The organism is Paenibacillus whitsoniae (assembly GCF_003955665.1).
GTDB classification, from domain to species: Bacteria; Bacillota; Bacilli; order Paenibacillales; family NBRC-103111; genus Paenibacillus_E; species Paenibacillus_E whitsoniae.
Window position 1 is genome coordinate 111693 of the sequence record NZ_RXHU01000075.1, and the last position, 13977, is coordinate 125669.

Consider the following 13977-nt stretch of genomic DNA (forward strand, 5'->3'; position numbering starts at 1 on the left):
ATCAAAACTAGCAAAAAGAAGCGGAGCCTGCAGTCTTGCGGCCGCGGGACTCCACTTCTTCTGTTCTTACCGGTCGTTATTCCTGTGTATCAGCCAACGTATTTTTGTCTCCGACCGTTACGGTGACGTCCATGCGCTTACCGTCGCGAATGACGCCCAGCGTTACTTTATCGCCGACTTTCGTCGCCTGCACCTTGGTGATCAGCTCCTGGGAGTTTTTCACCTTCGTGCCGTTAATGTCCACGATGACATCGTATTGGCGCAGACCCGCTTGGAAAGCCGGGCTCTTTCTTGTCACGCTGCCCACCAGCGCACCGTCGGTGTTCGACAGCTTCAGCTCGCTCACCCAGTCTTTGCCGATGTCTTGCAAGCCAACACCGATAAATGGAACAGGCTCTTTCGGAATTTGAATGTTGTTTTTCAAGTTATCGAGCACGGAAGAGATGGTGCTGGTCGGAATCGCAAAACCGATGCCTTGCGCTTGCGCACTAACCGCTGTGTTAATCCCGATGACTTCACCGTTCAGGTTCAGCAGCGGACCGCCGGAGTTGCCCGGGTTAATGGACGCATCCGTTTGCAGCAAGTGCTTGTAGTCGCGTGTACCTTTCTCATCCGGAATGGAAATCGGACGTTCTTTGGCGCTTAGTACGCCAACCGTTACCGTGTGGTCGAAGCCATACGGGTTACCGATCGCAACTACCCAGTCGCCGACATTCACATCGTCGGATTTGCCAAGCGGCAGAATCGGGAAGTCTTTGGCGCCTTCGATTTTCAGCACTGCAAGGTCAAGATCGTAAGAGTTGCCGAGCAGCTTCGCTGTAAACGGCTTGTCGTAGCCTTCAACCGTCACTTGAATTTCATCCGCACCGTCCACAACGTGCTCATTCGTTAGGATGTACCCGCTCTTCTCAAAAATAAACCCGGTTCCCATGCCGGCCGGTTGAAGCTGACCGGAGCCGCTTCCGCTATTGCCTTGGCTTTTTGGCGTTTGCGAGCCGCCGCCGCCATCGCCAAAGAATTGGCGGAAGAACGGATCGTCAAAAATCGAATTACCGCCGCGGGAAGAAGTCTTCGGTTTCACCAACGACTCCACTTTCACGATTGCCGGACCGGCATTTTGTGCGATGGAGGAAATGTTGCCCGGACGTACGACGTCCAGCGAAACATTTTTTACATCGCCGCTGCCGCTGCTTGTTGTTGATGCCGTTTGCGAGGCAGTACCGGATGCGAGCGGTTGATTGCCGCTGAACATATTCGTCTTATCCGCGGCAAACATGAGACCGCCAACGACGACGGCGCCGGCCAAGAAAGCGGCGAAAACGCTTTTAACCGAGGAACGCTTCTTACCGCCGTCCCAAGACGAGCTTTGCGGCGCCGCTTCCGGACCGAAGCTGAACGGACGCAAATTGCGCGGCGGTGTCACTTCCACAGACGACGTTCCTTCCGAGGAGGAAGAAGAAGTCGTCATTGATTGCGGCTGGGGTTCGCTCTCTTCCTGGAACGAGGATTTATAAGGACCATAGGAGTAATAGTACGACGGTCTTTCTTGGTTACCCTCTTCCTGCCGGTTCGAGGAGGAACCTTGCTCATTTTCATTATGATTGTTCTGCGGCTTGAAAAAGTCGCTGTAATCTTTTTTGTTATCGTCCATAGGTCTTACCTCCATATATTGAAAGTTATCAGTGCATTTTTGTAATGTCTCGTTTGCTATGTCTCTATCATGCACTCACAACCTTAAACGTAGATTAAAAATCAATAAAATGGAGGTAAAAAAAGGGCTTTAATTAGTGAAACCAGTCATTTTCGACATTTTTCAACACATCTTTCGCAGCTTGAACCCATTTCTCTTCGACATGGCCATCGGGATCGAGCGGAGCCTGAAATTGGTCTACAAGCGCACCGTAAGTCTCGGCCTCGGCCGAAGTATCCAGCCCTTCGTTATATACGTGATTCAACACAAACGGCGTCCCGACCTCAACCAACGCATCCGTTGCTTCCGAATCGCCATCAATTCTTCCGGTTATCACCTGAACGGGAATTCGCAGCCAAACCTTGTTCGCTTCATCAAGCGATTTGTCGAAATACCCGTGATCATAGTCCCAGTTGCCGCCGAGCGAAAAATCAAATTTCGACAATTGGGCGCGCACGCTGTCAAACGTTTCTTTTACATGTTCAATCGAAGAGGGTACAGTTCTCATTGGGGCACTCCTTATGCGGCAAAGTGAATTTACTATGGAGCTTTCCGAATCAAATACTGCTAAATTTCGGAAAGCTTCCTTATTGCATAGAATGTGCCAAAAAACGGTTTTTATGTGCCCAATTCTCCGTTAATTGCCGGAGATCCTATACCCAACCTTTGCGGTGCGCATAAATCGCCAATTGCGTCCGGTCTTCCAGCTCACATTTCATCAGCAAATTGCTGACATGCGTTTTCACCGTTTTAATACTAATAAATAATTCCTCAGAAATATCCTTGTTCGATTTGCCTTCAGCAATGAGCAGAAGTACTTCCTTCTCCCTAGCGGTTAGTCCTTCTTCCTCCGGCTTATCGCTGCGCTGGCGAATGCCGCGCGTAAGCGCCTGCGACACCTCAGCGTTCATCACCGGCATACCGCGGTAAGCGCTGTGAATCGCGTGGATCAGCTGATCCGACGAAACCGTCTTCAGCATGTAGCTGATCGCCCCCGACTCCACCGCTTCGAGCACCTTCGCTTCCTCCAGGAAGCTTGTCAGCATAATCACTTTGATATCCGGAAAAGCTTCGCAAATCAGCTTCGTCGCGCCAATCCCATCCAACACCGGCATCGTCAAGTCCATCAAAATCACGTCGGGCAGCGGCTGAACGCGCTTCTGCTGCAGTTGGTCGAACGCATCCTTGCCATTGGACGCTTCCCCCACCACCGCCAAATCCGGTTCCAGCGAAATGTATGTCCGAAGCCCTACCCTTACCATATCGTGATCGTCCACAATCATGACATTGATCGTCGTCATTCGTTATTTCCTCCTTGGCTGCTTTGCGCCTGCGCTGAGCTAAATTTCGGAATACGTACGCGTATCCGCGTGCCCGAGCCGACTTTACTGTCGATTGTCACTTCGCCGCCGAGCTTCTGCGCCCGTTCCCTCATCGTCGACAGCCCGTGGGAAGCGGATGGAATGTCCCTGCGTTCAAAGCCTTGCCCGTCATCCTGAATTTGCAGCACATACTGATGTTCACCTTCAAAAATCGTAAGCCGCACCTCCTTGGCCGATGCATGCTTGACGACATTCGCCAGTCCCTCCTGAATGATGAGGAAAAACTGATGCTCGATCGCCTCCGAAATCGTTTCCGGCAGCGAAACCTCAAGTTGACCCTGAAGCTCATGGGTCCGGCAATATTCCGGAAACCACTTCTCCAGGGCTTCTTGCAGCGAGCTGTCCTTCAGTTCGATCGGCCGCAATTGCGAAATCAGGCCGCGCATCTGCTTCTGGGCGTGATGCGACATTTGGATCAACTGATCCATCATGCCCGGCGCCGCGCCAGGATTGCGTTCCAACACTTTCGGCAGCGCGGAAGCCGACATGTGAATAGCGAACAGCTCCTGGCTGACGGTGTCATGCAAGTCACGCGCCAGTCGTCGGCGCTCTTCCATCACGGCGTTCTCCGTAAGTTCCTGATCGCGGATCGCCTCGGCCTCGCCGAGCTTTTGGAGCAGATGTACACGCTCTTCCACTTGCGCCGCCATATTATTGAAAGCATCGTACAGATACAGGAACGGCTCGATCGGTTCCATCTCGATACGCGCCGAGAAGTTTCCTTTTGACAGCTCCAACATCGCAACATGCAGCTCATCCACTTTCCGCTGCCACCTTCTCGTCGCAAAATACCCGACGATAAGACATACCGTGAACAAGATGATCACCAGCCACATGCGAAACTCCCAGTAATCGAGCTTTTCCCTATAATGCTCCAACACGATGTACATGCTCGAAACCGTCAGCAGCCCTGAAATGATAAAGTAGTTGAGCAGCTGCCACTTCATATTGAATATTCGAAATTTGTACATGCTCTATCCTTACCCTATCTTTTTAATAGTAATGTCGCCAATAAACATCGAGGTGGTGACAATGATTTTGTATTCCGCTTCCTCGTAATGCGAGGTCTGCGTCCGCAAATTGCGAAGGAACCCGCTCTCCCGCCGGTCGAGCACTTTCATGTCCCCGATAAAAGAACTTGCCATGACGCGCACTTCCACATCCATATCGTTCGGGATAAAAATCTTCACATCGCCGATAAACGCAGACACATGAATCGGCGTCTCGCCGCGCGGGATGGAGGCGCGTGTCAAATCAATCACGGAATCCCCGATAAAATGGGAAATTTGAATCGGCTTCAGTTCCCAGGCCTCCTGGCCGAGGTGAACGTCCCCGATGAAGCCGTGGCGATGCAGCACATCTCCGTCATGAAAGCTGCGCACAAAATCATCGTACTTGTGATGATGGTGTTTCGAATGCCCAGGCGGCGGTGGCGGTACTTGCTGTGATGGCCGCACTGGCGGCACCTGCCGTGATGGCGGCACTGGCGGCACCTGCCGTGATGGCGGCGCAGGCGGATCAATCGGATTCCACGCAGCGGACAAATCGTGATTGTCGCCATGAATATCTTTCAGCACGGCTTTCTCTTCTTCGCTCAACGGCCCTTTGCGAATGGGCTGGTTTCCGTCCTCTGGCGTCAGATCTGCCTGATCTCCGGATCCGCCCGACCATGCGTTCTTGTCCCACGGATTGCGATGTTTCCCATAATGCGCGTGGCGTTCAGCCCGGCGAGCCATGCGTTCTTGCATCCTCATATGACGCGCTTCGATCTTTGCTTTCCGCATCTCCAACCAATCGGGCGATTCCTTGTGGCTCGGTCTGAAAATAACGCTGAGTCCGAACAAAATCAAAGCAATCGGACCTGCATACTTGAATAATTCAGCAAAGGATAGATCGGTGATTTGCAAATTTTTGAGGAGAAAGACCGTTCCGACACCACAAACGACCAGACTGCCGATGGAGCTCCCCCAATGAAATTTGCGCTGCCACACGAACCCGACCAAGCCGTAGAAGATCAGAATAACCGGCCAGTACGTGGAAAAAATATAAGCGAGATCAATATCAAAAATACCCAACTGATCTAATAAGAAGAGCGAGCCGGCGGCTACAAGAACCAGGCCCCACATCATTCTTTGAAAGATATGCGGATTCATATGTGCTTCCTCCAATTTTGTGATCGACTCGTTATGATACTTCTAGTGTATAAGAACGATGTTGGAATGAAAAGAGACGATGGATTGACCGCTGCCTCGGTCTAGAGACCGATATTCAAATTGTAATATACACAAAACATAACATGGGAATTTAGGAATTACGAACGATCGTCATTTTATGTCACTTAATCTTACGTAATTCGTTGACATGCCTATCACTAGAACCGTATAATTGGTGCGAATACTGATCGGCATGATTAAGGAGCGATAGGAAAATGGATACCCTTCAACAGCTTAGCAGCGGCCTGGACACGGTCTGGGTTGTCTTGACGGCAGCGATGATTCTGCTTATGGAAGGCGGCTTTGCCCTTCTGGAAGCAGGGTTTGTCAGACAGAAGAACGCAGTCAGCATCATTATGAAAGTGTTCGTGGACATCTCGTTTGGCGCTCTTATTTTCTATTTCGTCGGCTTTGGACTTATGTACGGCAAGGATGCCGGAGGATTCATCGGCACGTCAGGTTTCTTCATGGGAGGAGATTTGACACACATCAACTTAAATATCTCACATGAAACCTACTGGCTGTTCCAATGCGCCTTCGTCATTGCGGTTATTTCCATCGTTTCCGGGGCCGTTGCCGAACGCATCAACTTCCGCGCTTATATTTTGTATACCATCGCCATGACGGGACTGATTTATCCCATTGCCGGCCACTGGGTATGGTCAGTCGGCGGCTGGCTGGGCAAGCTGGGCATGGTCGACTTCGCAGGCTCTGCCGTCATCCACGCGTTAGGCGGCTTTGCGGCACTCGCAGCTGCCATGATCATCGGCCCGCGCATCGGCAAATTCTCTGCAGACGGATCTGCCAACATCGTCCCGCCCTCCAACCTGCCGCTTGCTTCTGTAGGCGCCTTCATTCTGTGGTTCGGCTGGTTCGGCTTTAACTCCGGCAGCACGCTCAGCGCGACCAACTCGTCCATCGGCCATATCGCCGTGACGACGATGCTGTCGGCAGCGGCCGGCAGCGCGACGTGCATCCTGTTCACGATGCTGCGCTACCGCAAATCCGATCCGCCAATGGTTATTAACGGCGCCTTGGCCGGACTCGTCGGCATCACGGCGGGCTGCGCCTTTGTAAGCGACGTCGCGGCGATTCTGATCGGCGCGGTATGCGGCATCGCAATGGTGTACGCGACCGAAATTCTCGAAGCGAAACAGATCGACGATCCTGTCGGCGCGTTCCCGGTGCATGGCGTCAGCGGCAGCATCGGCACCATCGCCGTCGGCTTGTTCGCGCAGCCGGACGCAGTCCGGGAAGGGACGGCCGGCTTATTCTATGGCGGCGGCTTCTCGCTGTTGGGCATTCAAGCGCTAGGCCTTGTGACCGTCTGCCTGTGGGGTTATATCATGACATGGGCAAGCTTGAAGCTCATTCAAAAAGTCGCCGCACTCCGCGTTTCGCGGGATGAGGAGTTGGTTGGTCTGGACGTCGGTACCCACGGCGTACCCGCTTACAGCCAGGAAGACGGGTTCATCGACCTGCAGCATTTGAAGAAGAATTGAGCGCGTGCCGCAACAAAGATGGAGAAGCAAGCCTGGCGAGGGATCGCCAGGCTTCTTTGCGCGTTGGACGACAAACGCAGCAAAAAAAAGGGATCGCCCCCGCAGGTCCTCACATGACCTCCACAAGCAATCCCCATCGCTATTTTACTTATGAGAAAATCTCGTTCAAATCGTCCGGAATCGCGATGTCATCGCCCGGCTTTGTCTCCATCATGATTTGCCGTGCCCGCTCAATCTCCGCCCGCAGTTTGCGAACCTGCTCCATCGGCTTTTTCACATAATGGATATACTCCACGGCCAGATGGTGATCCGGCTTCTTCCCCGACAGCAGACGCCGCAGAGACGACATCGACTGGTAAGCGCGCTCTTCTTTCATGCGTTTTCTCTCATATCGTTCAACAACTTGCTCAATCTCCAGAGCTTGTTGCTCTTTACGTTGAATATAAGCTTCCAAGAAAGGAAACACCTCAGCCGCTTTGCGCGGTGCCGGGTCCGGTCTTCCGTCCGAACGTAATGCGCTTATCATGAACGATCACCTACCTCTTCGTGTCAAGAATTATCACAGTAATCTTATTTTACACCAAAGAGGCCGGTTTGAGAACTATTAATTTACAACCAAATCGATGCCAACGACGCCCACCGCTTTGCCCGTGTCATCTTTGATGGCTCTGGAGATCGTAATGCATGGCTTTTTCGTAATAGCTGACACATACTCAGGAGAAACGAACAACTCGCCTTCCATGGCGCGCTTCCACCAGTCGCGGCCTTTCGCATTCACAAGCCCCGCTTCCGGTTGGGAGAAAATAAATGTCCCATCCGCCCGGTTGGACCAGATCGCCTCAACCCCCGTCGTCTTGCGCAGGACACTTCCTAACTGTGCCGCATGCTTGTCCTCCGACAAGGACAAGATGTCAGCTTGCAGCACAAGCCCATTCAGCAGCTGCTTCATCTCTTGCAGGTTGGCGTTCACCGTCCCCTGCTTCTGCCGCAAGCCGACCGCCCCGATGGCCTGAATCAACTCGGTCGACGATTTCGCAAGGTTATGGTTCACAAGCTGCAGTCCGGACACCTCCTGACGCTGCTGCTTCATTTGCGTCAGCGCATGCTCCACACTCGACATCGTCTCATTCATGAGATCGACGACGCCTCCTAGCGACGTTCGCGTCCCGATCACGAGCGAAGACTGATGCTCGGTCGAGTTTGTTGTGCTGGCCACCAGACTATTCACATTCAAAATAAGCGAGAAGATCGTGTCGATCTTGCTCTTCATGATTTTCATTTCTTCGATGCCGGAAATAACGGACGCTTTCTCGAGCTCAACCGCAGCTACGACCTGCGCAACCCCTTGCTCGATAGCGGACAGCAGCTCGGAGGAGCTTTGCACCGCCTCGTGGCTCTGTGCTGCAAGCTTCTTGATTTCCTGCGCCACGACGGAAAAGCCGCGTCCTTGCTCGCCGGCCCGCGCCGCTTCGATAGAAGCGTTCAGCGCCAGCAGAGAAGTCTGAGCGACAACTTCGGTAATGAACGTGTTGATTTCCTCGATTTTGGACGTATGTGCCGTCAAATCCTTAATCTTTTCCTGCATCGAATCGTTGTTCGTATGTAAATTATTCATCACTTCGTCTGTCGCATTGAGCGAACGGCATACGTCTACGACGGTATCTTTCGTCTGTTCACTCTCGCGGTGCATATGCAGGGAGGAATCAAGAATCTGGTCAGCCGCGGCAGCCACTTGCTGGATGGCCGCAAATGCTTCTTGCAGTTGCCCCGCTGCGTGTTTGCTTCTCGCTTGCAGTTCTTCCTCGCTTTGAATCGAAGCATCGGCAATTTGCGACAGGTGGCCAATGGACCGGTTCACTTCTTCCACGGCCGCTGCCAAACGATCGGCAACCACCTGCGATTCTTGAATAAACGTCCGAAACTGATCTTCCGTGCTGTTATCGTTCAGTTCCATGCGGACAGCGCTTCTCCAGCTCATCCAGGCCCCCGCGCCGACAGCAAGCAGTACAACAAAGCCAATGACATCCACAAGCTTGGAATCCAAAAATAAAGCGATTACAATTGCGGCAATTCCAACGACGAACAATCCTGCAAGCCAAGCTTTCTGTTTCGATTCTGAGCGCATGATTTCGACTCCCTCCAACAGGAAACGATTTGTTATATTTTGTTACATTATACCGAAATCCGTATAACTTTAAAAGAAATAAAAACGGAGATCCGCTTGGATCCCCGCTGTTTGTTCGTTATTTATTTTGGTTTTGCGCGTTGTTGTTGTTTTGCTGTTGTTGTTTGCTAGGTACCGCAGTTTCTGCTGCGAACTCTGTGTCTTGCGTTGCTTGCTTGTTGTTTTTGTTGTTCTTTGCCATGGTCAATCACCTCCTGTAAACATATAGTTCCCCAGGAGGGAAAAGATTATGAGTTTGGCGCAAACAAATTTAATCGTTACAGCGTCTTCCGCGGAGTGAGAATCTCATCCTTAAGCTGGTTCCAAATCGTTTCCGTAACTTTGCCGTCGCCTTTCTTGACGATGAACACTTTCACGGTCTTTTTGCCCCATTCCTTGTAGACCTGCGCTTTGGTGTCGAAATAAAGGTCAATTTTTTTCCCCTTGATAGCACTGCCTGTGTCAGCCACAACGCCGTAGCCGTAGCCGGGAATGAAGAGCACAGTGCCGAGCGGAAACACCTTGGTATCCGCTGCGATCGTGGAGAGGGCTTTATCGTCCCGAACCACCTTGACCCCGGAGTAAGTAATACCGTACTCGGGATGCCCCGGTGTTTTGCCTGTAGATTCCTTACCAGCAAAATAACCGGTCGCCGTCACTTCAACGGATGTGTATTTCGATAAATCGGTGTCGAGCCGAGGTACGTAGCGATAGCTTGCTTGCTGCCGATTTTCCTGGGCGACTGGAATCGCCGCAGGTGTAGCCGCTGCCAAACCTGGCTGAACTTCTCTATGAGTAATTGTTGGATTCACGACGTAACCTGTGTGACCTGCCTCTTCCCCGAACAGCACAACCAGCAAGGTGACGAGCACCCAAGCGAGCAGCCATTTCGATTGGTGCGGAGATTTGGTAATCATCATTGTTCAATGCCTCCCCCTACTTTCGTAGGATGTCCATTTCCTTCCATTGTTAAACCTCCATATATAGACTCACGATATAGAGTGTCCGTAAATGTCAAGAATATGCACGAAGGATAAGTAGGGGGAGCTATGAAAAAAAGTCTCGTTCATGCACCGAAATGACGCATGGGTTCAATAAAATGTCTGCTCTCGGTCAGTTAGGCAGGATCCGGAAGAAATCGAAATCGGCGTTAATCGCGCCTCCCCCGCCGCTGCGCTGCGTCCGCAGGCCGACCTTTGGATTTGTCAGAGAAACTCCTGTATACGCGGTGCCGATCGGCGTCCATTGCAAGGCGTCGCCGCTGAAGTAGCCGCTGAACGAGGTGCCGGTCTTGACCAGCTTCAGGTAAACGGGCGCGCTGCCGAACGTGTCCGCGACAGGCGTCTGATAAGTTCCCGAACCGCCGATCTCTTTTAAAATGCGGAAATAATTGCCGCCGTTGTAGCCCCGTTCTACCTTGATGTAGTTGCTGTCGTCGACATAAACGATAAGCCCGGCGCTTTGATAGTTAGCGATCGGCGCGAACGATACTTTCGTCATCAGCGTAAAATCGCCCGAGTAAGGCGACTGCAGCAGCAAATTTTCCTCGTTGTCGTTCGTGCTCCATAGGTCGCCGACTGCCGCGGCAATGCGCATATTGCCCGGATTGCCCGTCAGGCTCCAGTTCGCGCTTGCCTCCCGAACCCAACTCCACTGGCTGCCGAGCGACGCGGAATCAAAACGGTCGGAAGTATTCGTCTCCGTCACGTCGAAGTAATCAAAATCGGCGTTGATCGCGCCGCCCCCGCCGCTGCGCTGCGCCCGCAAGCCGATGCGCGGATTCGTCAGGGAGACGCCGGTAAATGTGTTGATCTGCGACCAGTTCACATTATCGCTGCTGTAGTAGCCCGTGTAGGTCGTGCCTGCTTTGACCAGCTTGAGATAAACCGTGCCGCCAAGCGTATCCGTCTGCGTCTGTTGCGTACCCGTGCCGGCGACTTCCTTGGCGATGCGGAACTTGTTGCCGCCATTGTAGATGCGGTCGACCTTGATGTAGTTATCGTCGTCGCCGTAGACGATCAGCCCCGCGCTCTGATAGTTGGCGGTCGGGCTGAACGTCAGCTTCGTCGTCAGCGTAAAGTCGCCATAAGGCGCTTTGCGCAGCAAAATGTTGTTCTCGTTGTTATTCGCGAACCACAAATCGCCGTTCGTCGCCGTAATACGCAGCTTGCCGGGCGCTGCCGTCAAGCTCCAGTTGGCGCCGTCTTCGCGCACCCAGCTCCAGCCGGAATCAAGCGCAGAGGCACCAAACGGGTCGTTGCGGTCGCTCAAGTCAACGATGGCGATGTCGTCAAAATAGGCGCTGCCATCCATCGAGCCTACGCCGAACTGTCCGCCACGGAATTCATTGTCCTTCGCGCGAAGCGCGATGGCGTTGTCCCAATAAATGTCCGTCGCTCCCGTCTTCCCGTTCCGATCGATAGTGACGGTATGGTAATTGTTGTCCTTGATCCAGTCGTTGCCGTTGGAATCGGCAATTGGCGCGGCTACGCCGGCTTTCACCTTGTAAAGCTTGAAGCTCGCCGCCGCATTGTCGAGCCGCAGGAAGTAGTAATTGTTTGCATCTTGGTAGTTAAAAATGACGACACCGTTAGCCGCTGGAACGGTGGCAACGTCCTGCCCGAGCCGGGCTTTGAGCGTCAGCTTGAACGAGTCGAAGCTGCTGCCGTCGCGCAGCGCATATTCGCCCGGCCTTCCTCCCGAACCGGCAGCATAGCCGGAAGTGTTGATGAAGTAAGACTTGTCGCCGCTGTCCGTACCGACCGTCCAGCGTCCGGAAGTAACCGGCGACCAGCCGGCGGCGGAACCCGACTCGAAGCCGCTGGCGTCAGGCAATGGCGCACCCGGCAGCATCACCATATGCTCCGACCAATCGGCGACATCATTCGTCGTTGTGGAATTGCGATTCGTGACGAACGCAATCGTATCGCCCGCTGCAACCGGCAGCAGCTCGTTGATCGCATATCCTTTCGTATCGTTAGCGGCTACTGTCTGCCATCCGGACAACGGCCATACGTTCGCGCCGTTCTTCGTCACTTTGACATTGACCCCGTCCCCCGACGCAAATGCATCATGGCTAGCCACATGCGCCGACAGCCAAACCGCGCCGGAAGCCGGGGCTACCCAACTGCGCACGGCATCGCTCGAGGCGCCGGGAATCGCGTAAGCTGCCGTCAGCATCGGCGCTGTGTCGCCGCTCGCCGAGTACCGCGCCGGATAATAGCGCGCGATGTTGAAATAAGCGAAATCGGCATTGCCGGAGGAAGCGCCGGAACTATACATCGCTTCGAGGCCGACGCGCGGGTTGATCAGCGGCACGTTCACGAGCGGCGCTGCGAGTGCCGTCCACGCGGACCCATCGGCGCTGTAGTACGCTGTCACTGTATTGCCCAGCTTCACGAGCCTCAAGTACAGATCGCCCGTTATGTCTGGTACCGGAGATGAGATCGAGCGGGACGTCTGATTGTACTCGTTCACTACGCGGAGCTGCCGACTGCCGTTATAAGCCCTCTCCACCTTGATGTAATTATCGTCGTTGACATACAGAATAAGACCCGCCGCTTGATAATTGGCGCTTGTTGCAAAGCTCAGCTTCGTTTCGGCGACAAAATCCGAATATTGCGGCGTCTGCAGCAGAATATTTTTCTGTCCCGTGCTTGTGGCCCAAATATCGCCATTCGACGTCGTTATGCGCATCGAGCCGGGGTTGGCGCTCAAGCTCCACTTCGTATTGTCCTCGTTTACCCAGCTCCACTGGGAGCCGAGCGTGCCGGACGTGAAGCTGTCCGTTCCCGCCGTCTCGGATGCGCTTCCACCGCCGTTATGCCAGGTGAGCGGCGCCTGGGCGGAGCCGTTGTCGCCGAGCTGCAGCCAGCCCGCCGTCCCCTGCGCAGCGCCGAAATCGGCAGCGGCATCATAGGTCGCGGACGCCGGACGAACGGCGTACACGTAATCGCCGCTTCGCGCGAACGGAACCGCCTCGCCGTTGAGCGTTACCGTCGTCGCGGACGGCGCGTAGATCGCCACGGCGTTCGCCACGCTCGTGTCGCGCACCAGCGTGCCTCCGCTGATTTCGAGCGCAGCGCCATTCCAGCGTACGCCAATGTCGCCTATGCGCTCATCCGACGAAATCAGCGCGCTGCCGCTGCGCTTCAGTGTTTTGCCATCTCGGATCGCAGCGGTCTGCAGCGCGCCGGCGGACGTTTCTTCGGCATACGCCATTTTGCCGTCGAAGGCGTAGCTGCCGTACGATCGCAACGTTTCCGGAGCCGCTTCATGCGACAGGTAGTAGTATCCGTTATTGCCGCCGGCTCCGTCATTCAGTCCGACCTTTAAAGCGGTTGCAACGGTGGTCGGAACGGACGGCGTTACGGTCAAGCGAGTCGTTGTCACGTTGCGCGACGTATTCGCCGGCAGCGGGTAAAGCACAGTGTCGAACGAAGCGTCGCCGGCGACGGTTTTCTCGTATTTGGCGAACTTCTCGTTGTAGGTCGTCGTGACCCCGTAATAACCATCGGCGAGCGAGGCCGTCACAGAAGAAGGGTCGGCAGGAACGATGAGGATGTTAGGCTCATTCGTGAAATGCGACGTTGTCGCTTTCGTCGTGCCGTTCTGGGTCGGATTGGCGCCAGGCAGCAGGTGCCAGTTCGTTTCGTAATGATTCGCCGTTTCGCCGCCGGTCACGTGATCCGACACGATCCAGTAATCAGGCCGTAGGAAGAGCACGTCGCGAGTATGCGTAAAACCGGCATTCGCATACGTAACGCCTTCGGCGAAATCGAACACGTCGTTGGTCGCGAACCGGTTCATTTCATCGATGTTGACACTTCCTTCCGTTTTGTAAGCGTCCTGCACGATGTTGTTGATTTTGAGCGTATTGTGCGATTCCACGTTATTGAACTGCCAGTTCGAAGACGTGTCGCTGCTCAGGTACGAGTTGACGCCCGTATCCGTCAACAGTACTTTGCCGAAGCCGTACGCGATGACAGCATTCTGGTCGCGATGTCCGTGCGGCCCTCCGCGGTTC

The 13977-nt window shown here is 53.9% G+C and carries 11 protein-coding genes; 1 reads left to right on the plus strand and 10 read right to left on the minus strand.

Features of this window, described 5'->3' with window-relative positions; all coding sequences use genetic code 11:
* Window positions 1–76: 76 nt before the first annotated feature.
* The 5 genes from EJQ19_RS23505 to liaF all read right to left on the minus strand — a co-directional run bounded on the left by EJQ19_RS23505 (window position 77) and on the right by liaF (window position 5225).
* Window positions 77–1651 carry a S1C family serine protease gene (locus EJQ19_RS23505; protein ID WP_126143682.1) on the minus strand — a complete coding sequence of 525 codons (1575 nt, stop codon included), beginning with the start codon at window positions 1649–1651 and terminating at the stop codon, window positions 77–79.
* 133 nt (window positions 1652–1784) lie between these two features.
* A complete protein-coding gene (locus EJQ19_RS23510) occupies window positions 1785–2198 on the minus strand; it encodes a YugN family protein (RefSeq protein WP_126143683.1) in 414 nt (137 codons plus the stop codon).
* 145 nt (window positions 2199–2343) lie between these two features.
* Window positions 2344–2991: a response regulator gene (locus EJQ19_RS23515; RefSeq protein ID WP_126143684.1), complete on the minus strand. Its 648-nt coding sequence runs from the start codon at window positions 2989–2991 to the stop codon at window positions 2344–2346.
* Window positions 2988–4043 (minus strand): HAMP domain-containing sensor histidine kinase, encoded by a 1056-nt coding sequence (locus tag EJQ19_RS23520; protein ID WP_126143685.1) that lies wholly within the window; start codon window positions 4041–4043, stop codon window positions 2988–2990. Before EJQ19_RS23520 ends, EJQ19_RS23515 begins: the two co-directional genes overlap by 4 nt.
* A 9-nt stretch (window positions 4044–4052) precedes the next feature.
* Entirely contained in the window at window positions 4053–5225 is a 1173-nt protein-coding gene (gene liaF / locus EJQ19_RS23525; protein ID WP_241243059.1) for a cell wall-active antibiotics response protein LiaF, read from the minus strand.
* Window positions 5226–5500: 275 nt separating this feature from the next.
* Between liaF and EJQ19_RS23530 the strand changes: the two genes are divergently transcribed.
* Complete coding sequence (locus tag EJQ19_RS23530; RefSeq protein ID WP_126143686.1) at window positions 5501–6787, plus strand: ammonium transporter; 1287 nt, start codon at window positions 5501–5503, stop codon at window positions 6785–6787.
* 148 nt (window positions 6788–6935) lie between these two features.
* On the opposite strand, the gene EJQ19_RS23535 is transcribed toward EJQ19_RS23530, so the two are convergent.
* From EJQ19_RS23535 to EJQ19_RS23550, 5 genes are all read right to left on the minus strand, one after another.
* Window positions 6936–7313 (minus strand): hypothetical protein, encoded by a 378-nt coding sequence (locus tag EJQ19_RS23535; RefSeq protein WP_126143687.1) that lies wholly within the window; start codon window positions 7311–7313, stop codon window positions 6936–6938.
* A 78-nt stretch (window positions 7314–7391) separates the two neighbouring features.
* Window positions 7392–8912: a methyl-accepting chemotaxis protein gene (locus tag EJQ19_RS23540; protein WP_126143688.1), complete on the minus strand. Its 1521-nt coding sequence runs from the start codon at window positions 8910–8912 to the stop codon at window positions 7392–7394.
* Window positions 8913–9030: 118 nt separating this feature from the next.
* Window positions 9031–9153 carry a hypothetical protein gene (locus EJQ19_RS32910; protein WP_277600979.1) on the minus strand — a complete coding sequence of 41 codons (123 nt, stop codon included), beginning with the start codon at window positions 9151–9153 and terminating at the stop codon, window positions 9031–9033.
* A gap of 76 nt (window positions 9154–9229) precedes the next feature.
* Window positions 9230–9868, minus strand: a complete 639-nt coding sequence (locus EJQ19_RS32915) for a 3D domain-containing protein (RefSeq protein WP_126143697.1) — start codon at window positions 9866–9868, stop codon at window positions 9230–9232.
* A 196-nt stretch (window positions 9869–10064) separates the two neighbouring features.
* A partial coding sequence (locus EJQ19_RS23550) for a beta-xylosidase family glycoside hydrolase (RefSeq protein ID WP_126143689.1) occupies window positions 10065–13977 on the minus strand: 3913 nt, incomplete at its 5' end.